14 protein-coding genes are annotated in these 23,573 nt (G+C 39.1%); 8 read left to right on the forward strand and 6 right to left on the reverse strand.

What is annotated here, in order from left to right; all coding sequences use genetic code 11:
- Positions 1-290 precede the first annotated feature (290 nt).
- On the reverse strand, positions 291-2,201 hold the full coding sequence (locus AACW45_RS10180; protein ID WP_190632875.1) for a GTPase family protein: 1,911 nt from the start codon (positions 2,199-2,201) through the stop codon (positions 291-293).
- A gap of 193 nt (positions 2,202-2,394) precedes the next feature.
- On the opposite strand from AACW45_RS10180, the gene AACW45_RS10185 reads away from it, so the two are divergent.
- The 5 genes from AACW45_RS10185 to AACW45_RS10205 all read left to right on the forward strand — a co-directional run bounded on the left by AACW45_RS10185 (position 2,395) and on the right by AACW45_RS10205 (position 7,866).
- Positions 2,395-2,757 carry a hypothetical protein gene (locus AACW45_RS10185; RefSeq protein WP_190632876.1) on the forward strand — a complete coding sequence of 121 codons (363 nt, stop codon included), beginning with the start codon at positions 2,395-2,397 and terminating at the stop codon, positions 2,755-2,757.
- A complete protein-coding gene (locus AACW45_RS10190; protein WP_190632877.1) occupies positions 2,754-3,155 on the forward strand; it encodes an HNH endonuclease in 402 nt (133 codons plus the stop codon). The genes AACW45_RS10185 and AACW45_RS10190 overlap by 4 nt, the downstream gene beginning before the upstream one ends.
- A 121-nt stretch (positions 3,156-3,276) precedes the next feature.
- The gene (locus tag AACW45_RS10195; protein WP_190632878.1) at positions 3,277-4,257 is read left to right on the forward strand and encodes an aldo/keto reductase; all 981 of its coding nucleotides are present in this window, start codon (positions 3,277-3,279) and stop codon (positions 4,255-4,257) included.
- A 439-nt stretch (positions 4,258-4,696) separates the two neighbouring features.
- Positions 4,697-7,024, forward strand: a complete 2,328-nt coding sequence (locus AACW45_RS10200) for a hypothetical protein (RefSeq protein WP_190632879.1) — start codon at positions 4,697-4,699, stop codon at positions 7,022-7,024.
- Positions 7,021-7,866, forward strand: coding sequence for a hypothetical protein (locus AACW45_RS10205; RefSeq protein ID WP_190632880.1), 846 nt, complete (start codon positions 7,021-7,023; stop codon positions 7,864-7,866). Before AACW45_RS10200 ends, AACW45_RS10205 begins: the two co-directional genes overlap by 4 nt.
- Positions 7,867-8,112: 246 nt before the next feature.
- On the opposite strand, the gene AACW45_RS10210 is transcribed toward AACW45_RS10205, so the two are convergent.
- From AACW45_RS10210 to AACW45_RS10225, 4 genes are all read right to left on the reverse strand, one after another.
- A complete protein-coding gene (locus AACW45_RS10210; protein WP_190632881.1) occupies positions 8,113-9,465 on the reverse strand; it encodes a GTPase family protein in 1,353 nt (450 codons plus the stop codon).
- Positions 9,466-9,752: 287 nt separating this feature from the next.
- Positions 9,753-12,356, reverse strand: coding sequence for a CHAT domain-containing protein (locus AACW45_RS10215; RefSeq protein WP_190632882.1), 2,604 nt, complete (start codon positions 12,354-12,356; stop codon positions 9,753-9,755).
- A complete protein-coding gene (locus AACW45_RS10220) occupies positions 12,346-15,351 on the reverse strand; it encodes an S-layer family protein (RefSeq protein ID WP_339385077.1) in 3,006 nt (1,001 codons plus the stop codon). The genes AACW45_RS10215 and AACW45_RS10220 overlap by 11 nt, the downstream gene beginning before the upstream one ends.
- A 56-nt stretch (positions 15,352-15,407) precedes the next feature.
- Positions 15,408-15,947: a late competence development ComFB family protein gene (locus tag AACW45_RS10225; protein WP_242045545.1), complete on the reverse strand. Its 540-nt coding sequence runs from the start codon at positions 15,945-15,947 to the stop codon at positions 15,408-15,410.
- A 661-nt stretch (positions 15,948-16,608) separates the two neighbouring features.
- On the opposite strand from AACW45_RS10225, the gene AACW45_RS10230 reads away from it, so the two are divergent.
- From AACW45_RS10230 to AACW45_RS10240, 3 genes are all read left to right on the forward strand, one after another.
- Entirely contained in the window at positions 16,609-18,213 is a 1,605-nt protein-coding gene (locus AACW45_RS10230; RefSeq protein ID WP_190632884.1) for an NF038122 family metalloprotease, read from the forward strand.
- A 239-nt stretch (positions 18,214-18,452) separates the two neighbouring features.
- Positions 18,453-19,184, forward strand: a complete 732-nt coding sequence (locus tag AACW45_RS10235) for a DUF928 domain-containing protein (protein ID WP_242045544.1) — start codon at positions 18,453-18,455, stop codon at positions 19,182-19,184.
- Between the two features lie 428 nt (positions 19,185-19,612).
- Positions 19,613-22,087, forward strand: coding sequence for an EAL domain-containing protein (locus AACW45_RS10240; RefSeq protein ID WP_339385078.1), 2,475 nt, complete (start codon positions 19,613-19,615; stop codon positions 22,085-22,087).
- A 69-nt stretch (positions 22,088-22,156) separates the two neighbouring features.
- On the opposite strand, the gene psbA is transcribed toward AACW45_RS10240, so the two are convergent.
- Positions 22,157-23,239, reverse strand: a complete 1,083-nt coding sequence (gene psbA, locus AACW45_RS10245) for a photosystem II q(b) protein (RefSeq protein WP_190632887.1) — start codon at positions 23,237-23,239, stop codon at positions 22,157-22,159.
- Positions 23,240-23,573: the final 334 nt, after the last annotated feature.

Raw genomic sequence — 23,573 nt, forward strand, 5'->3', positions numbered from 1 at the left:
TATGCAAGAATACTGTTTACGCTAGTAGAGAAATGAAACACTTTTCCTGAATAACCGCAGCTTGAATGAAAACATGAAACTTGCATAACTGTCATTAATTGCTTACATTACAGCCAAGAAATTACTAGTGATCTCAATCACTGACCATGAAAAAATAAGGCAGTAATGTCACTCTTATAAAAGAAAAGTGTATACTACAATACTTTATGGCAAATATTAATGTGCTAAAGCGAAAAAATTATTCAGTCAACAGTCAAGGCTGAACGTAGCCGAAGCCTTGACACTGAACCTTATTTGCTCGCCGACAAATTGAGATAATAATTAAACCGATCGCGCAATTGTTCAACTGTGAGATTTTGAGTCCAGTATTCAACTAAAGCATGACCAAAAGCCCAGGTATCGCTGGCGGCTGTATTTTCTACCAATAACGGCCAAAGGGTTAATAAATCAAAATTGCTTGATTTTCCAGTATTTAAGAGAGAGAAAAGGTCATAAGCCATTTGCAACTTCCCAATGACAACGGGTAACTGTTCCACGGGAATTTTTTCTGCTAACAAGTATGCCAGAGTGGGCGAACCGGTTGATAGGGTAGAAATGAACTGGAGAACGGGACTTTTCAGCAGCGATGTCAGTCCTTGGGTTGTCGCCATCTGGAAGGTGTAATTATCAATAATTTTGGCAGCTTCAACGGTACGGGCTTCGAGATTACGTAAAAAACGCGCCAGACGCAGTTGTTTTGCAGGTGCGATCGCTGCTACTAATCCTAAAGATAAAGCGTCAATTCCCCAAGCAGTGCGATTAGTTTTGCTATCGCTTGTCACCACAGGTAAAACTAACTTGGAGAAATCCCCCAACAATTGCGCCCGATATTGTGTAGCTTCGCGGATGGAAATTTCCTTGGCGCGATCGCCCCATTCCCAATCATAAGGCGGTTCCCACTCACGAAGCGGACGCAGGCGATCGACTTGGGTAACAATAGTAATCACAGGTAAATCTTTAACTTCCGCCTGCATATCTTTGAGAAAATCTACATCCATTTGCAAGGCGGGATCTAAAGCGGGGGTAACTAATAATAGTAAATCTGCCTTTGTCGCATAGTCTAAAACTAAATCGCGAAAATCTACGCGGTTAACTTGCTCATACCCTGGAGTATCCCATAATGTCAGGGTTTCTTTATTGGAAGTTTGCCATTGGTAATTTTGAATTTTATCGGTACTAGGTAAGACATCAACAGCAGCTAATTCTGAGGAAAATAAACTGTTAATCAAGCTGCTTTTTCCCGAACCGGTGCGCCCTACCAGCAGAATACTGACAGGTTTTTGCGCTACAGTTTCAGCAGGTTCAGCTTGGGCGAGGATTTCTTTTAACGTTTGCGTTTTCGCTTTGGGAAGGGTAGGAGTTGAAGAAGAAAATTCCGCCTTTGGTAAAGTAGTACCACTATAAAGAGCGATCGCTTGACGGCACAAATTACGTAAAGCCGCTTCTCGCAGCATTTGTCCTAAATTCACCAATAATTGCTGATTTGCTTGGCTTGTAGAGCGCTGACTCGCTTTTTTAGCCACAGCCGCAGCCGGATTTAATAACCATTGTGCCCAATTCCAAGCTTGAAAGAGTTTGCGGGCGGATGGTTCTAACTTGCGATAGACTTCATAAGCTTGGTAAGCTTGCCCAACTGTCACCTGATTTAAAGCAGGTGATAGCTTTTGCATCCATAGATCCAAATCATCCACCGTTCCCCGAATTAACCCGTAGGCTTGGGTAACGTAAATATTTAATAGGGGATATTTAACTTCAGGATGGTAAATATGAGCGATCGCTACCACTAAATTTTGGCATCGCGTCCAGAAAGTTACCCAATCTTCCCAAATCGGGCGATCGCTTTGAGATAATTGCAAAACTTCATTCAAAACTGCTTGAGCTTGATTAGTAGCGTCATTTCCGGCAGGTAATTGGTTATCATCTACAGTAGCAGCTAATTCTTCATTAACTTGAGCTAATACCGCCTCTAATTGTTCTACCTCTGGTCTAGTCCATTTAACCAGCAACCAACGCCACCCGACAAATAGTAGGGTAAATACAGCCCAAATCCAATTAATTCCCCACGTATGGATCTGGGAACCTGCGGCTACCAGTAAGAAAGTGACGATTAATGCGATCGGCGCTGCTAATATAACCCATTGCCACAGTTTTAAACGCACCATTACCTGATACCTACCTCAATCACAAATTACTTATAATCAGCTTCTTTGATAAAAATTACGCTTGTCTCAAGTCTATCGTTTCTATATTTGGACAGAATTCTCCGATCTGGTCACAGGGTTTTAGCCCTTCAGTTAAAAACTAAAAGGTGAATCAAACTATAATAATTAAGCAGAAAGCTCTCATGTTAAGGGTATGACCACAGTCGCAATCCTGCCCATATCGGATGCTAGTGGAAAGAAAATTTATCGAGCGATCGCAGGTGATAAGCAATCAACAGGTAGAACTGCGGGTGAAGCGTTGGATGCTTTAACAGCACAACTCGAAGATGAAGAATTTAGCACTCTGTTGGTACTACAGAGTTTTCGTCCCGATTGGTTTTTTAGCGCCCAACAGCAACAGCGCTTATCAGAGTTGATGAGTCTATGGCGAACAGCACGCGATCGCGGACAAGAATTAACTCCAGTGGAACAAGCAGAGTTAGATAGCCTTGTTGAGGCTGAATTAAAAGCTGCAACAGCTCGTTCAGCAGCCTTGCTACAACAGATCGGCCAATGAATCCTTTTTATACCCTAGTTGCCGATCGCGCTGCTCATTGCTGTGAATATTGTCATGCACCAGAAATGGTATTCAATTTCCCATTTGAAGTTGAACATATTGTTCCCATTTCCAAAGGCGGTGCTAATGCTGAGAACAACTTAGCCCTTGCTTGTCGTTCCTGTAATCTTCGTAAAGGTACTCGTAGCAGTGGAATCGATCCAGAATCTGATACAGAAGCTCGTCTGTTTAATCCTAGACAAGATGAGTGGAAAGATCATTTTCAAGTAGAAACTGAATCCGCCACAATCAAGGGTAAAACAGTCATTGGAAGAGTAACCATTGCTTGTTTGGAAATGAATAGCCAAACACAAATTATGGCGCGAGGGCTTTGGATTCGCTTAGGCTTGTTTTCATAAACTATTCAGTAGAGATTTACCCTCAACTCAAACCTGTTAAGCAAAGTGGCTATTAATTGCCTGATAATAAAATTTTAGAGAGGCGATCGCAAGCTAATCAGGAAATCTACAGCGAGTGAGTATGCAAATTAGCCAGGAACTATCACTGCCAACAATGGGCTGTGGAACTTGGGCATGGGGAAACCAACTGCTCTGGGGATACGATCGCAGTATGGACGATCAATTGCAAGCAGTGTTTAACCTTTGTGTCAGTAACGGTGTGACTTTATTCGATACAGGCGATTCTTACGGTACTGGTCAACTCAAAGGGCGCAGTGAGACACTTCTCGGCAAATTTTCTCGAGCATATCAGGGTATCAACACAGAAAAAATTTGCATTGCTACCAAGCTAGCGGCTTATCCTTGGCGATGGACTCGTCAATCAATGGTACAAGCTGGTAAAGCCTCAGCCCAACGCTTAGGCAGAAATGTCGATTTAGTACAAATGCACTGGTCTACAGCTAACTACGCACCTTGGCAAGAGGAAAGGCTATGGGATGGATTAGCTGACCTTTACGAGCAAGGATTAGTTAAGGCTGTAGGATTATCTAATTACGGGCCAAAACGTTTGCAACGGGTGCATAAAAAGTTTAAGGAACGGGGAGTTGCGATCGCAACTCTGCAAGTACAATACTCTCTACTCTCCACATATCCAGTAACGCAACTACAACTCAAGCAAGTTTGCGACGACATGGGTATAAAATTGATTGCCTATAGCCCTTTGGGATTAGGGCTATTAACAGGAAAATACTCAAAAACAGGCCCTTTTCCCAAAGGTATCCGTGGTTTATTATTTAGGCAGCTATTACCAGGGATTGACCCACTTTTAAACTGTTTACGAGAAGTGGCACAATCAAGAAACAAAACTATGTCACAGGTAGCAATTAACTGGTGTATTTGTAAAGGAACGATTCCCATCCCAGGCGCAAAGACTGTACAACAGGCGCAAGAGAATATTGGTGCTTTAGGTTGGCTGTTAGACTCTGGCGAGATAGCTACACTCGATCAAGCTGCTGCCAGTGTAGACAAAAAAATGGTACAAAATATCTTTCAGACTAAGTAAAATCACGAAAAATCGAGTTTTAGCCTTGCGTGAGTCACGCTTAATTCAAATATCATTTGCTTACTAGGCAATTGGCTTTTTAGTAGGCTATTATATTGTGAGCGAAGTATAAAAATTTGCTAAACACTCTTCCAGTAATCAATGCTTTCTGGAGGGCAATATTAATATAGTATATTTATATACTATCGTTTTTGGCTAACTCTTTGTTAAAGCAGTCACATTCGATGCAAAATACTCACTTAGTACAACTTCAACAAGCATTTTTCTTGTTCTAGTTAGCTTTATATGCAACTAATTTTTCCCAATTAAACAGGGTGAATAAAGATGAATAGTATTATGCAAAATGCTCATATCATTAAATATTTTAATTTCACAATTATCAAAATCAATATTGTTTAAATAATTAATGTAATGATCATATTTTATATGAGGTATATTCATGCCTGTTTATCTCGTTAAAATTGTTCGCGCTGCTGTTCGAGAAATCCAGAAATTACCACATGAATATTTCAAGCTGGTAGCAGAAATAATTAAAAAAATTAGTGAAGGTAACCTGGGAGACTATCGAAAATTAGAAGGTTATCAAGATTTATGGAGAACTAAGAAACATGATGTAAGAGTGATTTGGACAAGAAATCAAGAAGAAATATTAATATTAATAGCCGGACAACGTAAAGATATTTATAAAAAAATTATTGAGGATAGAAATAGAAAGCCAGAAATAGATATATCTGATGTACTTGAACTTGGAGAAAAAACAGTAGAACATATTCCTACTTATGAATGGAATCCTAAACAAATTAATTCTTGGAATCAATTTGTTTATGGTGGTTATTTATATTCACCTGTTTTGACTCAAGAACAAAAAGAAATTTTTCAGGAAGTAAGAAATCCCTCACGCAATCCTGTATCAAACCATAGTAATATTAATAGCCTTTTATTACAAAGTGCCCCAGGTACAGGTAAAACAGTATGTGCAGCTTTAATGGCTTGTGAATTATATGTAAAAAACTATTGGAATATTGCTTTAATTCTGCCCGAAAACCTATCTGCTGAAATTAAAGAATTCACTGAAATTAAAGAAATTTTACAGATTGGAGAACCTAATTTTTTTGTCGGAACTTTTGCAGAATGGTTGCATCAAGCTGCACCAGATATATATAAGACAGTAGCAACTGTATCGGAAGAGTTACAGGCTCTACAAGCAGAAGCGCGAAAAATTCATGTGATTGATAACAATGAAGATTTGAATATAAATGATTTAATTTTATTTAGAGGATTCATAGCCAATAAACACAAGCATGAACAATCCAATCACCCCATTTATCGAGAAAATAAGCATTGGATTGGAGAACTTAAAAATATTACATTACCTAAATTGCAGCAGAGATTAGGAAATAAAAAAATCTGGATAGATGGAGTAAATGCAATTACAGAAAATGCTCGTCCTTTACAGCAGAGTAATACAACACTGTTCATATTTGATGAAGCTCAAGATTATCTCATAGATGAAATTAATGCTATTGTTAAAATGCTGGAGAGATGGCAACAGGATAATAATCACACTTCTATACTTTTTCTATTGGGTGATATGAATCAAAGAATTACACCCATAGATTTTAATTGGGGACATTTACAACTGAATAAAAGACACAATCTTAAATATAATTATCGCAATACAAAATATATTCTAGAATTCGCTAATAGTTTTCATGCATTTGCAAAAAAAGCCAATTCAGGAGGTAAAAAATTACCTGAAGTCAGTCAGCCTGAATATGCTTTTGAACAAGGTGAACCTGTGAGAATTTTAGAATGCACATCACAAGAAGAAGCGCTACAAATTATTAACGATTTAAGCGATAAAGTAAGATATACCTGCTCTTTAGAACAGCGTTCTATATTGAGACTTCTTTCTAGCCAAGTCAAGCTAATTTATCAAGATATTCCCGAACAATACAGTAATCTTCCAGGATTAGATTATATAAAATTCCATCAAGCTAAAGGAAGAGAATTTGATGCTTGTGTTGCTTTTTGTGTATTTGCAGGAGCGGGAACACCATCATTTGAAGAAGCTAATAATTGGTACACGATTTTTACTAGGCCGCGTTACCGATTACTTGTAATTGCAACTACTAATGAAATCGAAAGAATTGGAAGATCACATTTTCAAGAATGTCAGTTTTTTAATAGTGCAAATGCAGATACTCTTGATTGGATTACAGAGTGGGCAAATGGAGAACATTTATTTAAAGATATTACAGGATTATGTAACATAATTTATGAAGGTTTGAGTAATCTACCTGTACAAATTTATTGGGATACTTATGCTGCATTCAGGCTAGCAAGAATTGATAATGACACAGTTACCCAAATTGAAGAGCAAGCAATTAAAATCCTTGCAAATCATTCTAGAGAAATTTTATATGAAGAATTGCAGCAAATTCAGCAAATTGATAGCCCTAGCGATCGCATTCCTCTGCAATGCTTACTCTTAAGGGCTTTGGGTAGTTCTTGGGAAGCAGTTAAAGTTGCATCTGAGTTGCAAGATGTTAATCTTCAAGAATATCAAGACTTAATATTAAGAATTGCTTCTACGCTGCAACAAAAAGGACTTTTATATGAAGCTGCTAGAGTACGCGCAAAAATTGGAATGCAAATCCCCGAAGATTTTCCCTTTAGACAGGAAATATCAAATCAGGAAGGAAATTTAGTATCCCTACTCTGCAATGCAGCTATAGACAAGATTGCTCATACAGGTGAATTATGAATGATAAATCTCCCACAGATTTACAAGTTTCCCAAGAACTTGAAGCTTTGTCTATAGTTATTAATCAATCTATAGATAAAGCCAAAAATATTCTCGAAGAAGCTAAGGAAATTGATGAAGTTAGAGAACTGATTCATGAAATTCACTTGAGCCGGGAAGAACTATTAAAAGTAAATAATGATTTAAAGAAACATGAAGATAAAGTATCAAATTATTTATCCGCAGCGAAAGAACTTCAAGATAAACTACAAATCTTACAAGAAATACCAAAACAACTGCATGAACTTGGTATAAGAGAAGATATTTTGCAAGATTTACAACTAGTAATTAATGAAATTAATCATGCTAAAATAGAAAATCAATCTTCAACCGAAGCATCTCACAATATATTATTACAAGTACAAAATTATCTGCAAGAATCTCAGGATATAGTTCAAGAATTGCAGAGTAAAAAAGAAGTAATTGAAACCTTAAATATAGATATAGATAATAAGCTGATACAAATCAGAAATATCATAGATAGATACGATGAACAAAATCGATATACCCAAAGTTTGATTCAGGAATTAAATCTAGTTATACAAACGATTGGGGGTGTAGAAGAAATTCAAAAATTCATTCAAGATATCAGAAATACTCGCTTAGAAATGCATAATTCGGAACAGCAATTACTATCGGCGCGACAACAAATGATTGCTGTGCAAGGGTTTGAAAATTATTTAAATAACTTCCAGAATATTCGTAATCGTAAACAACTATGGCAATGGTTATGGAATGAGTTAGGATTTGTGGGAGTTATAGTTTATTTACTCAGTTTGATAATTCCAAAAAGAAGAAGATGAGTTATAACAAAGAGCGGAGTTATAGGATTTATTTGTGAAGTTGCACAAAGATATAATTTTTTGAACGCAAAGGTACGCTAAGGTTAACGCAAAGGTACGCAGAGTTTTTTTAAGTTCAATTGGTATTATAGCAATCCTAAATTAGTTACAAACACCTATCTTCCTTGTCCCCCTTCCCTTGTCTTTTTTGTTCGTATATCAAATAGGATTGCTATAGGTTTTCAATGGGGAAATTTTTCAACTACCCTAACGTTTAATTCCCTTAAACCTTTCTTGTGCTGCTTTAAAAGCTTCTTGCATCACAGATTGAATCTGATTCGGGTCTGGTTTCTTCCCACCCATCAAGTCACCAAAGTAGACACAAGCTGTTTCACCAAGTGACCAGGTGTAAGCAGCAGCCCAGGATGCAGCAATTACGCTACCAAAACCAGGAACGAATTTAATTAATTCCCTGGCTATGGCTTGAGCGAGAAAACCACCTGCGATCGCACTCACAATTCCCCCGGCTTGAGATGGTGACAATTGCTTGCCGTATAAGTTACCCAATGCTGTTACCATAGATACTTGCAAAGCTGTTAATACTGGCATGGTTGCAAAAGGTAATGGTATAGCAGCTACAGTTGCAGCCATAATTGCAAAGGGTAAAATGTAGCGTCGTCCCGTATCGCGGTAAAGATTACCCAGTTGCTTACCAGTTTCCTCCCGATCTAATAATTGATAAATTGCTTTGGCTTCGGCTTCGGGAAGTAATTCGGCTAAGTTATCGCGTAATGCTTCTAAGCCGTAAAATACTGGATTGTAACCGTCTTCTTCTAAGGTAAAGTCAATGAGAACTGAGCGATCGCAAATCTTGGTAAAGTCTTCTTGAATCGCACCAAAAGCCCGATTAATTTCCTCATAATCAGGCGGATAAGCTGGATGATCGACTGTCCCCGGCGGATACACCTCATGTAAACAGGTAACTGCTAACAAACAGGGAATATCTGGATACTGTTGACGTAATTGTTGAGCAATTTGACGCAATGTATCAGTAGCAAAATCGTTAATTTTTACAGTCAGAATCAAAACTCTGGCGCTGCGAGTTGATTTTTCTAAATCGCCAACCAATTCATTAATAATTTCTTGCGTATCTTGTTTGACATCTCCCAAGCCTACAGTATCCGTAAAAACCAGCAAAGGTAAGTCATCAGCAGGATAATTGTAGCGCTGAGTATGTTGGGTGTGAGGGCGAAATCCTTGACCGACAATATCGGCGGAAACTCCTGTTAATCCCCGCACAATCGAACTTTTACCCGCTTGGGGTTTACCAATTAACAAAGCTTCCGTAGTTGGTAGTTCGCGGCGCACCGTCTCTAAAATCTCAGCAATTTGAGTTTCGCTGACACTAAACCATTGCACAACCGTCTGTGCTAATTGTTCTACGGGTAATAATTGTCCTAGACGCGGTGTTGCTTTGCGCCAAACATCAGCAATCCGGTTTTTCCAAGAATTTTCAGCAGGTAGCGCCGGAGTGAGATTTTCCGATTCTAGGCGATCGCCTGGAGTATCACTTTGCTGAGAATCTCCTGGTAAGGAATCAGCATCACGTTGCTCAGTCATTGCTATCAAAACGGTAGATAGATGCCAAACTAAATCCTGTTTATTATTTTAGGATGTGCTGTAGTCAGTTACTATTTGTCAATGGTCATATTTGCCATAAAACCAGAAATGTTGAATGTTAAGAAAAGTCAGATAAAAAAATATACAACTATTTATTGTGGGGTGGGCGTCTCGCCCGCCCATAGTCAAAGGCGGGCAAGACTTCGGCGTGAGCGCTCAGTCGAACGCTGCCCACCCCACAAGATTGGATAATTTATTTCTTGGAAGTCCCTAAATCGCCTCTATATCTACAGCCAATTGCCAACTAAAATATAAGGTGCCCAATAGACAGGATGCTCTGATTGAGGATTTTTTAACAGCGCAATTTGCGCATGACGTAAGGCTTCTGCTTTGGTTTCTTTGGTACTGCTCAAATGCTTGTAAAACTGACGCATTAAATTGGCGGTTGCTTCATCATTCACCGACCATAATGTTGCTAAAGTACTACTAGCTCCAGCCTTAACTGCTATTCCCGCCAAACCTAAAGCCGCACGTTTATCGCCAACTGCTGTTTCACAAGCACTAAGTACCAGCAGTTCAATTGCTTGTTGCTGTTTCTGTTCGGATATCTGTAGTAAATTATCTAGGTCATTAATTCTAATGCGATCGTCCCAAGCCAATATAAAGGTTTCGATGGCTTTAGAGCTAAATTTACCATGAGTAGCAATGTGAACTATGGGGAAAATCGCTGATTGCAAGTAATTTTGCAAATTTTTACTGGTAAATTCCTGATTTAGCAGCACTGTACTGGGAACTTCCGACTTGATTTCCTTCATTTCCTGTTCAACATATTCCAAAGCCGAAAAACCCTGTCTGGCTTCAGTTAAGCCTGCACCCAGGACTTTAAAGTTATGCTGTGCTAATGTTTTCGGGGGTAGTAATTGAAGACTGGGTGTTAAAGCGATGTTGTATTTTTCCACCAAATATTGTTGATTACTATCATGCAAAGCTGCCATAGGAATATTTCGTAATACACCGTCCGGTACAAATACTAAGGTTTTAATCCCACTTTTCACTAAATCAGTTTCCACTGGACGGATTAACCAGTCATATATTTGTTGAGATAAGGGTAAAAAGTCTTCTTTAGAACGAATAACTAAAGTTTTCCGCAATTTTTCGACAATACTTTCCAGTTCGGCTTGCGGTAAAGAAGTCGCGTAGTGGCGTAAAGGTTGTTTTGGCAAGCTGACAATAACTTCTAATCGATCTGGCAGAATAATCGGATAGATGACTGCTGCTAAGGGATCTAATTCATCGATTTGAGTATATTTTCTATCTAAACAGGCTTCGCGGAAAAAATCATCGAGTTCGGCTAATTGCAAAGACTCAATTACTTGACGAGCTTGCTTGAGTGCTTCTTGACTAGGTGACGATGTTCCCGATAAAAGTAAACTAACTAGTTCTCGATATACTGGTTCTACAGTTTCGCGAAAACTAAATTGAATATCTGGATCGATGGCAACTAAATCGCTACGCAAAGATTGTAGAGTATTCACAGCTTGGGTGTAAGCTGCGATCGCGCCTGGTTCATCTCCTTGTACTTTTAATAATCGCCCTAATTGCCATTGCCAACGATAAGCAATTTCTGGTGTATTAATTGACTGTGCTAGCACCAGCGCTTGTTGAGTTAAGTCTTGAGCGATCGCCCATTGTTGAGTTTGCTCGTAAAGTCCCCCCAGTTTCCCCAAAGCATAGGCTTGTGCTTGTTTGTCTCCCAAGGTTTTTGCTTGTTGGAGGTTATTCGCGACTAATTGAGCAATATTTTCTGTGGTTGGCGCATTGGAAAGATTTGCTTGTTGGAGGCGAATTAAACTCTGAGCTAAATTCAGTTGAGCATAAATTGTTGTCCGACTAGGGGGTAAATTCACCAATTGTGGTTGAATTTGACTCCATAATGCTTGAGCCGGTGTCCATTGCTTAGTATCTATTAAAGTACTCAGTTGATTTAATTGCGATCGCATTTTCAGCATTGAAGAAGGCGCAATCTCTACAGCTTGTTGATACAAAGCCAAAGCCGATGTTGTATCTTGGTTAGCGCGCGCCACATTCCCTAAATCAATCAATGTCGCACTGATATCTGCTGGCGATTGTAACTTTTGGGCGATCGCTAAACTTTGTTGTAATACCTGCTGTGCTGCTGTCAAATTCCCCACTAATCGCCAACTTGCTCCTAAACTGCGTAACCCAGCCGTTTTGATCGGTGAATCCGGTTGTTTTTGTAAAATTTTATTTACCTGATTTAAGGTAGATAAAGCTCTGCGATATAATCCCAGCGCCTTTAAAGCCTGAGATTGATTGATCAAACTACGCAATACCCCAGTCTCATTTTTTGCCTGAGTATAAGTAGCCGTGGCTTGTTGCCAAGTCAAGAGTGCAGCTTCCGATTTTCCCGTTGCTAACTCCAGACTACCTTGAGTGTTGAAAACTTGAGCCAAGACTTTTAAATATTCTGGCTCTGTATGTTTTCCCTGTAACAATTCTCGACTATGAGTAATTGCTTGGGTAGCTTCAGTCCATAAACCTAATTGCTGATAGCTCAGTGATAGATTGCTCAACACTCTGGCTTGATTGAGTCTATCCCCCTGTGATTGATAAACCAGCAGCACTTGCTCCCAGATTTTAATTGCTGCTAAAAATTGCCCAGCATCATAATATTGTCTGCCTTGCTCCTCCTGCTGTGCCAGATTAGATGATACTTGCATCAGTGATGGTGGCGAAGCATCAATTTTGGCGATCGCAGGTAATAAACTCCCAACTAACCCTAAGATTATCCAGAATATCAAGACAATTAACCGAATATATAATCGTTTCCAGCTAGTTTTTTTGAAAAAATAATAGAGATTAATCTGCATAACAATTAGTTGAGGGCGACCAAGTACTATAGGGAGTTGCAGTAGCAGACTGTGCTGATAAAAACACCTCACCACGTGAATTTACTACTAAGGCTTGGGCTTCGACGATGGAATTAGCACTAGAAATATCTGAGGTTGGAGAAGGTCTTTCAGCAATATTTCGCTCACTTTTGATCGGATTAGTCACTAAATCTTGAAGCAGACTATCACTACTCAGTAAAGCTTCTGGATTTGGTGATACCCCTCCTCGTCCAGTCACAACAAACCGATTAGCAATTTGCTGTTGCTGACTGAACGAACTCGCAGTACAACCTTGAGAGATCAATTTAGAAGTATCGGTAATTTTTAGAGGTAAGTTGAATAAAGCCGAAGTAGGATCAGCATTCAAAGTTTTAATTTCAACCACACCACTAACACCAAAAGTAGAACTAGCAGTAATATCACTTAAAGCAGTCTGTTGTTCGCGGAATTCCAGCCCAAATACATTTTCAGCTTGAATGTGAATGTTACCCCCCCATCCCTGAAATGCATTAGCCGTAATATCGCTATTTCCTAAAGGATCTGCAATTAAAAAAGTGGTATTAATCTTGATATTTCCGCCATTACCCTGTTTGCTAGCAGTACCAGCAGTAGCAGAAATCAAGCTATGATTCTGAAGTTGCAGAATATTGCTGACTTTTAGCGCAATTTCCCCCCCATCATCAGCCGTAGTTTCCGCTAAAATTTCTCCACCGCGATCGAGTAACAGATTACGGGCTGTTAAATCGATATTACCCGCTTTTCCATCTCCAATTCCTTGGACAAATAAGCCACTGTTTACTTGACCATTAGGAGAGCGATTAATTAAGTTGACAGTATCATAGGCATTAATAGTTACATTACCGCTAGTACCTGCACCCAAGGTAGAAGCAGAAATCCTCGCTCCATCTAGGATAAATAAATTACCTGTATCAACACTCAAATTACCAGCCGGAGCATCACCAAATGTAGCGGTAAATAAACCACTAGATGATCGATCCCTTGGAGAAGTCCCCAGCAATCGAATTGTGTCTGTAGCTGTCACCTTGAGGGTACCGCCAGGGGCGTATCCCTGAGTTCCCGCTTGAATCTGCGCCCCATCCCGAACAGTTAATTCCCTCGCATTAATAGTGACATTACCACCCCAGCCCTCATCTCTAGTAGAGCTAGAAATTCGTGCCGTATTTCCTTGAAGTAGCAATTCTCCAGTATCTATAAATACGTTTCCTCCTCGACCTTTAGCACCAGGTTCTACCTGAGCAAATAAGCCACTAAAGGTGATATCCGTAGAGTCTCCCAAGATTGTTAACATCTGCGGAGCAATTACAGAAAGACTGCCTGCGTCGCCAGTATTAAAAGTACTAACCGATACTTGCGCTCCACCTTGGAGCGATAATTTGTTAGTTACCAAGAGAATATTACCGCCCTGACCGGTAGCTCCTAACTCAACTTGGTTAAATACACCGCTAGCTTGAGCAACAGTAGGAGAACTGAGGATATCTATTACTGGAGCGTAAATTTTAATACTGCCTGCTGCTCCCTCAGCAAACGTCGAAGCTGAGATCCTGGCACCATCACGGATATTCAAGATTGGGGTTTCGACAATGACTTCCCCAGCCTGAGCAAAACCAGTAGTTTCTGCGGACAAACCGCTAGAGTAAAGCGTATTAAATATTTCTCCTGTTCCGCGTAAGTCAATAGACTCAGTTGCTTTAACTATGATTGAACCACCAAAACCGCGATCGCGAGTATTGGCTACTATTTTTGCGCCATCTTCAATACTCAATTTTCCAGCTGCAATTCTCACATCTCCACCAGCACCTAGTCCTCTAGTCTCTGTGCCTAAAATACTCAAGTTTGCCAATTTCACATCATCAGCGCGAATAGTTAAGTTACCACCAAGTCCAATATCTTCTGTTTCCGCAGAAACCATTGCAAAGGGGCCTTGAACTGTTAGTTTCACAGCTTCCAAGTTGACATCTCCACCGCGCACTGAAGCAGATGTCAGCGCCTGAATCATAGAATCATTCAGCGTTAGTTGGTTAGCTCGGATATTGATTCCACCACCGCTTTCGGTGCCATTCACATCTGTATTAGCTAAAAGTAGTGTTTGATTTAAGGTGATTGATTGACCTTGAATTTGGATATTCCCACCACCAGCACCGCTAACCTTAATCTCAGCCCCATCTAGCTGAATTGTTTGAAACTTATTCGTACCTGTATATCCCAAACTAAATCCTTGAGGACTTGGAGTCAGGCTAACAAAACTTTCATCCCCCACACTACCCAATTCCACCCGACCACCAGGCGCAGCTAGTAACTTGCTAGCTATAGAAATATCACCGCCAACTAAAGCTAAAGTTTGACCGGGCTGGACTGACAATTTTGGTGTAGCTAAGTCTGGACTTTCTACGGTGATATCTCCAGATTTGCCAGCAAATTGTAAACCCAAGGGAACACTGACAGTTAGTAAAGGTGGCGCAGGATTAATCGCACTAAATACATCTCCATTAGACAGCTTTAAACTACTAGCAGTACTGGCAATAAATGAGCCTGTAATATCTAAAGAAGCATTCGCGCCAAAAACAATACCATGAGGATTGATCAAAAATAAGTTTTTATTCGCTTGGATTAAACCATTGATTTGAGATTTTGAGCCACCGGTAACACGGCTAATAATGTTCTCAATTCCTCGGTTGTAATTATTGAAAATAGCAGAACCACCTTGAGGTACAGAAAACTCTCTAAAGCTGTGAAACAGGTTACTACCTGCTTGGGTTCCGCCCGTAATTACAAAATCCAATCCCGGTTGAGTACCTGGTAAAACAACAGTTTGTCCATCAGGCAGCTGATTATCTGGAGAAATTTGGGCAATTGTTGGGTTGATGGGGCAGAAACAGCTAAGAGTAATTCCACCTACTAATGGCAGGTGGGAATAATAACGTCTCAGCGCTGGAATCATTGCTTGGTTGCGCATTACCTAAAAACATTTGAGAGAAAATAGAGCTTGATTGACCAAAATTTACGATCAATTTATCCGTTCTGATAATGTGGATGTTTCTCCCAATCAAAGATGTCTTCGTCTGCATCACCAGACTGACGCCAAGTAATTCTCCCTCGCAATGTATCTAATAAAGTTTGCTCAACCACATCATTTAAGTTATCCCAAGATAGATCCTCACGTTGCAGCAAAACTTTGAGCTTTTGCAAAGCCGTCATTGCTGCATTCTCCTCCTCAAAAGACAGAGGCCCATCTCCCCGCAAGGGATCTCGCTGTACAGCCATGATTCCCTGCCTCACAGCTGTGACAATTTGTGGGCGCAACTCAGTTTTCCCCCGATGCCATTGCCTTTGCCAGCCCCGCTTACTCGTCGCATACAGCGCAGGTAGGCGATTTAATGCATAAGCAATTACCTCTGATGGATTAGTGTATTTGGCAGTTTTCGCAGGTAAAGCTTGAAATTGTTGCTCTACTTCCTCTACAACTAGTACTTCCATCACATTTCGAGAGTTTTTGGTAAATGCACGCTGCTGTTTAGACTGCTGAACTGAAGCATTACCCTGATAAACCATACAAACAACTCCGTATAGAGAAATACAATTTTAACTTCTACTTACGGCTTTATATTTCCCGGAGATTGAGTCTAACTAACATGTTGTTTCACGCTTGCATATGTATGTAAAGTAACTAAGTACAAGGCAATGATGAACAACTCTTGCTGGATGCATTAACGTGTAAAAATTTAAATTTTAGTTATGGATATATATTTACCGAACACAATTAATTCCTATTATGAAGTTAAAGTAAAGCATTATGTGTGACGAAAAAGACATGTAACCGAGTATGTATTACTGTCTAAGTGTTGACATAACAAGAATTAAACAGATTTATTTCAACATAAATGTATAAAATAATACTTTTTGTCTATAGTTTTAATTAATTTTGATAAAACTGTAGTGAAGTCTTCTAATTATCACCTCAGAGAAATTGCTCTGTTATATATTTTGCAACTGATATAAAGTTAAATTACAGATGTGCATAAGTAAGTATTCTGATTCCTTAACTCAAAAAATTAGTAAGCATCATACTTTTTAATTGCTTCATTGCACAAGATTTGAGCATTAAGGCTATTTTCAGATGTTCTGATTGAGCATCTCTAACATCGAATATGAGCCAATCACTTGAGCAAAATGTTCAAAAAAACTTGTTTACTTGCAATCTAAAAAGAAAATCATGAAATCTCAACTCAAGTACCAAGCAAATCTGTTTACGCAACTTACACTAACCTTAGTTACATTAAATACTATTGCTCCAGCCCAAGCGATACAATTCAACTTTACCTATGCTGCAAATACTCCTCAAGAAATTATAGATGGGTTTGATCAAGCTGGTAATATTTGGGCTTCTAAACTAAAGGACAAATATTTTGATATCAATTGCTTGTGTAATCGTGATAACACAGTCAATATTTATATCAATTTTCAAGAATTATCTAACAATCAAGCTTTAGCAGGAACAATTCCAACTATGCTAAAGGTTGACTATGATAATTATCTTACAAGCAGCTTTCAAAATATTACTTCCAATGATGATTTGCTAGCAATGAAAAATATGCAAATCAATAATATCGATAAAAGTATTTTTGCTAACAAAACCTTAACTGAACTGCAATCTATTAACAGAAAATCCATTAATTTTCTTGGCTCAGAATTCAGTATGATCATGGATAAATTTGGAGCCGTAAATGTCCCTAATTCCCAACCGATAACACCAGCCGGTAATCGGATATTAGATAATAACGATAATTATAATAATAAAACTATTTGGCTGAGTACTGCTAATGCCAAAGCCTTAAATCTGATTGCTGGTAATGAGAGTGGAGTTGATGCCCAAATTTATCTAGGGAAATCAATGCTAAATAGTAATGGAGAATTAATTAACTATTCCCAATGGTTAGCGCAGCAATCAGGAGTAGCTAATTTTGTTCAAGATTCTATTTGGGACTTTTCAAGAGTTTATTCTCCAGAGGCTACTGTTGCTAGTAACAAATTTGACTTCCTTAGCATAGCTCAACATGAAATAGGCCATGTATTAGGTGTAGTTAGCGGTGTTGATGTTTTGGAATCATTGGTTGATACAGTTACTCCAGATAATAGTCTATCTTTACAAGATAACGATTTAACATTTGTCTCGCCCATAGATTTGTTTCGCTATTCTAACATTAGCAAAAATCAAGGAATTTTTGATTGGTCTTATGGAAATGGCAAGTACTTTTCTCTTGATGGTGGTAAAACTCGTATAGCTAATTTTGATGGTGGAGATTATCAAACAAGCCACTGGAGTGCTAGTGAAGGTGAGATTTTAGGAATTATGCACCCCGTGCTGAAAACAGGCGAAAAATTAGAAATATCAAATCTTGATTTACAATTACTAGATGTAATTGGTTGGGATATCAATTCTCAATCTCTAGATACAATTGCAGTAGATGTCAATACCAACCCAGCAAAAAAACTTTTATCTAATACTAGTATTAGCAGTCTTCTGGAAAATTATATTTTTAGGGGTGGGAGAAATTCTACAGCTAGTGGAATGACTTACTTAGAAGCATTCGCTATGAATTATTTATCGTTAGATGAATATGACGCAAACCAAAAACAAGATATTATAATAGATGACATGATCCAAAATGCCAACTTGAATCTCAACTCTATTAGTAACAAGCCTGATGTTGTCTCTGTACCAGAGCCAAAAACTAACTCTGGTTTGGGAATATTAGGATTAATGGGACTGGGCTGGTTATTTAAAAGTTGTAGACGATTAAATAGTCTAAATGATTAACATCTTACAATTGGTAATTAGCTAATAAAATAAAAAATTAAAAAATTATTTATTAAACTTATTTAAGTTTTTATTTTTTACTTAAGTAGTATCGCGGAATATACTTATACATAAAAAGTCATTGTTAACATAAAGTCAGTAATTTAATGATAGTAAATTACTAACAAATAGAGTATTTATGGAATATGTATAACCCAGAGAAAAAAATTAAATCAAGCTTTAGGCTGATGAAGATAATTATGAATCGCAAAGCATTTACTGCTCTCTGTTTGACATCTCTAATTACCCTTTCCTGTGCTATTCCTCATCAGGTAATGGCTGATGACAATCAACCAAAAGAGGGCATACCTGGACGTCGAGTTGGCGGCGGAACCCGTGGAGAATGCTACAGTAATGCAGGAAAATTAATGGCGTTGGTTCCAGAAAATAATCTGGTTTTAACCCAACAAGCTTATCCAAATATCCTATTTTATATACCGCAAACTTCTAAGCCAACAGCAATAGAGTTTGTGCTTAAAGATGATAAGCGTCAATTAGTTTATGAAAAAACTTTCACTAAAGATGCTTCGGAAACTAAAACCGATTCTGGAGAAGTGATTAATCTCATGTCGCTGGATTCTCAATCCCTACCTGAACTGAGAATCAATCAGAAATACCATTGGTATTTATCGATTATTTGCGATCGGGAAAATAGAGCTAACGACATTGTTGTACATGGATGGATTCAACGAGTAGCTGTTGACAAAAACTTGGCGCAAAAGCTAGAGCGAGCATCTGTGTTAGAGCGCACTCATCTTTATGCTCAAGCTGGCTTGTGGCAAGATGCACTAGCTACGTTAGCAGAACTCCGGTACAATCAACCTCGCGATACAAAGTTGGCTGCTAGCTGGACACAGTTATTAAACTCAGAGAATTTAAATGCGATCGCTCAAGAGCCACTATTGAGTATCAAAGTCTACAAACAGCCCTAATTACTAACACAGTTATATTCTCACTAAGCAATTCATTCATACTAGTGTCAATACCGGGAATAATCATCATAGGCTGCGTTATGTTGCTAACGCAGCCTATGATGATTTGAAAATACTTTTTCGGAAAATCTAACCAGCAATTTTTGCACTCAAAAAAACCATCAAACCAAGTACAAGATTACTTTTACATGAGTTTTCTGTAGATTCTTAGGGAACAATCTTATACAAGGAAAGCATCAGTTTGTAGAAGTTTTTGCCGGGATTGATACGGTAGACATCACTTCATCTGAGCGTTCACTGATTACAGTCCACTCTATCAATCTAGTATTGCGGTGATTGCTAAATACTCCAGAAAATTTTTGTCTCTAGTATCCGTTGTTACTAAAAATTACCAACGTCAGGTTTATCGATCTATCTTTAAACTGAGTTTGGGGAAATCGGTTTTAGTAACTAGCATTCTGATTACTGGATTAGTGCTGGGTGTCAGACAACTGGGCTGGTTAGAGTTCTTGGAATTGGTCTGTTTTGATAATATGGTGCGTCTTGTAGGCGATACAGGCCCCGATCCACGATTGTTAGTCGTGACAATTACAGAAGCAGATCTTCAAGAACAGAAACAGTGGCCTCTTAGCGATCGCACTCTGGCTGAAGTATTAACAAAGCTGCAACAGTCTCAGCCTACAGCGATTGGCTTAGACCTTTACCGCAATCTCCCACAACCACCGGGACATGAAAGTCTGATGCAGCAACTGCAAGCGCCTAATGTTATTACTATTACTAATCTTGGTGATACTAATGCAGAAGGAGTTTCTCCCATTCCTGGCTTATCTCCAGAACATATTGGTTTCAATGATTTTGTGATTGACCCAGATGGAGTTGTGCGCCGGAATTTGATATACGCCTACCAAGGTCAGGAACAATACTATTCTTTTTCGCTGCGTTTAACCTTGAAGTACCTCGAGCAACAGGGTGTAACTGCTAAAGTTCATCCAAATGTACAGTTAGGTAATATTATATTCCCTCCATTAAATTCTAATTCTGGTGGATATCACAATATTGATAATGCAGGCAATCAAATCATGATTTCCTATCGATCGCCTAAGCAAATTGCTCGTCAGGTGTCATTAACACAAGTGCTGCGGGGTGAGTTTCAGCCAGAATGGGTAAAGGACAAAGTAGTATTAATTGGTACAACTGCCTCTAGCTTAAAGGATTTGTTCTTCACTCCCTACAGTGCTAGCGAATCTGCAAATCCAGCAATGCCTGGGGTATTACTTCATGCTCAACTGGTCAGTCAACTCCTCAGTACTACTTTAGATAGACAGCCTATTTTCTGGTTTTGGTCGGAGTGGGCAGAATATTTATGGGTATGGACTTGGGCATTGATTGGGGGTGTTATAGTCTGGCGAATTCGTCAGCCCTTAATCCTGGGAGTCATGGAAGTAATTTCTTTAGGCGTTCTATGTATTATTTGCTTTAGTATATTTACACAAGCTGGCTGGATACCTATAATACCAGCAATGTTAGGGTTTGTAGTTACAGGCGGAAGTGTTTTGGCTTATAAGCTGAGGTACAATTCGCTGCATGATGCCTTAACTAATCTGCCAAATCGCGATCTATTTTTGCAACAATTAGAATGGGCGATCGCGGATACAAAACTCAGTCAAAATGCTCGCTTTGCTCTACTATTTTTAGACATCGACCGCTTTAAGGTAATTAATGAGAGCCTTGGTCATCAGGTTGGCGACCAGTTACTAATTCAGGCGACTCAAAGATTAAAAGCTGGTTTAGGACGCAGAGGCAAAATAGCAAGAGTTGGTGGAGATGAGTTCGCTATTTTGCTAGAAAATATTACCGATAGTCAAGAGGTAAACTGCATAGCCGATCAAATACACAAGGCGATGAGCTTGCCATTTTACAATAATGGCCAAGAAATATTCACTAGTATTAGTATTGGTATTGCTTTTAGTCAAACTGAACTTGAATCTGAACCAGTGACTTTGTTACGCGATGCTCATACTGCTATGTATCGAGCTAAAGACCAAGGTAAAGGGCGTTACGAGGTCTTTGCCACAGGGATGCATACACAAATTTTTAAGCGTTTTCAGTTAGAAATAGATTTGCGTCGAGCCATCGAAAAGGAAGAATTATATCTCCAATATCAGCCAATAGTCTCTCTAGCAACAGATAAGATTATTGGCTTTGAAGCACTTGTCAGATGGCAACATCCTGTGCATGGATTTGTCTCGCCAGCTGAGTTTATTCCGGTTGCAGAAGAAACAGGGTTAATTATCCCTTTAGGTAAGTGGATTTTACTGTCAGCTTGCGATCAATTATCAATTTGGCAGGCGCAATTTCCTTCCAATCCACCATTGATGATGAGTATTAACATTTCTGGACATCAGTTGAGTCATCCAGATTTGGTGGAATACATTGAAAAAATCCTACATCAAAAAAGCATAGATGGAGAAAATTTAAAATTAGAAATTACTGAAACTGTAGCAATGAATGATGTTGAAGCTGCAATTAGTATATTGCTAAAACTGAGAACTTTAAATTTACGGCTAAGTATTGATGATTTCGGTACAGGATATTCTTCTTTAAGTTATTTACATCGCTTTCCGGTCAATACTTTAAAGATAGACCGAGCTTTTGTTAGCCGAATGGAGGATACAAACGAAGATGCAGCTATTGTTGAGACAGTGATTATGTTAAGCCATGCATTAGGAATGGATGTAGTCGCCGAAGGTGTAGAGACAGCTGAACAAAAAGCAAAGCTGAAAAAGTTAGGTTGTGAGTATGGTCAAGGTTATTTCTTTTCTAAACCCTTAGATAGTGAGAGTGCAACTGCATTACTCAAGCAACAGTTTGAAAATATTACCGATCCTAATTCATTAAAGTAAAAATAAACAAGCTAAAAAGCGCCTCCCATTTCTGGAAGGCGCTTTTTTTATTTTGCTAAGGCTTCAAGATTAGCCGTTGATAGCAGGAGCGCTCAAAGCAACAGGAGCAACTTCAGCAGCAGCTAAGTCTAAGGGGAAGTTGTGAGCGTTACGCTCGTGCATTACTTCCATACCCAAGTTAGCGCGGTTGATTACGTCTGCCCAAGTAGCGATAACGCGACCTTGAGAATCAATTACTGATTGGTTGAAGTTGAAACCGTTCAAGTTGAACGCCATGGTGCTGATACCTAAAGCGGTAAACCAGATACCGACTACAGGCCATGCAGCCAAGAAGAAGTGCAGAGAACGGCTGTTGTTGAAAGAAGCGTATTGGAAGATCAAACGACCGAAGTAGCCGTGAGCCGCAACGATGTTGTAGGTTTCTTCCTCTTGACCGAACTTGTAACCGTAGTTTTGAGATTCGGTTTCGGTTGTTTCACGAACCAAGGAGGAGGTTACCAAAGAACCGTGCATTGCGGAGAACAAGGAACCACCGAATACACCAGCTACACCCAACATGTGGAAGGGGTGTAACAGAATGTTGTGTTCAGCTTGGAACACAATCATGAAGTTGAATGTACCGGAGATACCCAAGGGCATACCGTCGGAGAAGGAACCTTGACCAATGGGGTAGATCAAGAATACTGCGGTAGCAGAAGCCAAAGGAGCAGAGTAAGCTACGCAGATCCAAGGACGCATACCCAAGCGGTAAGACAATTCCCACTGACGACCTAGGTAGCAAGCGCAACCTAGTAAGAAGTGGAAAATTACCAATTGGTAAGGGCCACCGTTGTACAACCACTCATCTAAGGAAGCTGCTTCCCAAATGGGGTAGAAGTGTAAACCAATAGCGTTAGAAGAAGGAACAACTGCACCGGAGATGATGTTGTTTCCGTAAATCAAAGAACCTGCAACTGGTTCGCGGATACCATCGATGTCTACAGGAGGAGCAGCGATGAAAGCGATTACGAAGCAAGCGGTAGCGGCTAGCAAGGTGGGGATCATTAATACACCGAACCAACCGATATAGATACGGTTTTCAGTGCTGGTGATCCACTCGCAAAACCGATCCCATACACTGGTGCCAGAGCGCCGTTGTAAGGTTGTTGTCATTGTTTTATGAGTGCAATTTTTGAGTAAATAATTTTCGGTGAAAATTGATTCACCGATACTTAATAACTTTACATGAATTTAGGTTAAAAATGTAATTTATTTTTTTATAAAATTCTTCACAATACATTAAGAATGCTTATGTAAATTTATGTAAATAGCTAATATTAACTTTCGTAAAGTTATATTTCTTTTCATGTATTTATGAAACAATAATTTTCTGTTTTTTACAACTTTTTTACAAGAAAAATGGGTTTGTTTGATGCCAAAATCCCCACACTTCAAGGGTTAGGGGGAGCATCCCAAATGTGCAAAAACGCCCTCACCCTATAAGGGT

The sequence above is a fragment of the Calothrix sp. FACHB-168 genome, assembly GCF_963889195.1.
GTDB lineage: Bacteria > Cyanobacteriota > Cyanobacteriia > Cyanobacteriales > Nostocaceae > Aulosira > Aulosira anomala_A.

Coding starts and splice junctions, on each gene's coding strand:
- AACW45_RS10220 (WP_339385077.1), bottom strand. CDS start 15,351: ATGCGCAACCAAGCAATGATTCCAGCGCTGAGACGTTATTATTCCCAC.
- AACW45_RS10190 (WP_190632877.1), top strand. CDS start 2,754: ATGAATCCTTTTTATACCCTAGTTGCCGATCGCGCTGCTCATTGCTGT.
- AACW45_RS10205 (WP_190632880.1), top strand. CDS start 7,021: ATGAATGATAAATCTCCCACAGATTTACAAGTTTCCCAAGAACTTGAA.
- AACW45_RS10195 (WP_190632878.1), top strand. CDS start 3,277: ATGCAAATTAGCCAGGAACTATCACTGCCAACAATGGGCTGTGGAACT.
- AACW45_RS10230 (WP_190632884.1), top strand. CDS start 16,609: ATGAAATCTCAACTCAAGTACCAAGCAAATCTGTTTACGCAACTTACA.
- AACW45_RS10235 (WP_242045544.1), top strand. CDS start 18,453: ATGAATCGCAAAGCATTTACTGCTCTCTGTTTGACATCTCTAATTACC.
- AACW45_RS10200 (WP_190632879.1), top strand. CDS start 4,697: ATGCCTGTTTATCTCGTTAAAATTGTTCGCGCTGCTGTTCGAGAAATC.
- AACW45_RS10215 (WP_190632882.1), bottom strand. CDS start 12,356: ATGCAGATTAATCTCTATTATTTTTTCAAAAAAACTAGCTGGAAACGA.
- AACW45_RS10185 (WP_190632876.1), top strand. CDS start 2,395: ATGACCACAGTCGCAATCCTGCCCATATCGGATGCTAGTGGAAAGAAA.
- AACW45_RS10210 (WP_190632881.1), bottom strand. CDS start 9,465: ATGACTGAGCAACGTGATGCTGATTCCTTACCAGGAGATTCTCAGCAA.
- psbA (WP_190632887.1), bottom strand. CDS start 23,239: ATGACAACAACCTTACAACGGCGCTCTGGCACCAGTGTATGGGATCGG.
- AACW45_RS10225 (WP_242045545.1), bottom strand. CDS start 15,947: ATGGTTTATCAGGGTAATGCTTCAGTTCAGCAGTCTAAACAGCAGCGT.
- AACW45_RS10180 (WP_190632875.1), bottom strand. CDS start 2,201: ATGGTGCGTTTAAAACTGTGGCAATGGGTTATATTAGCAGCGCCGATC.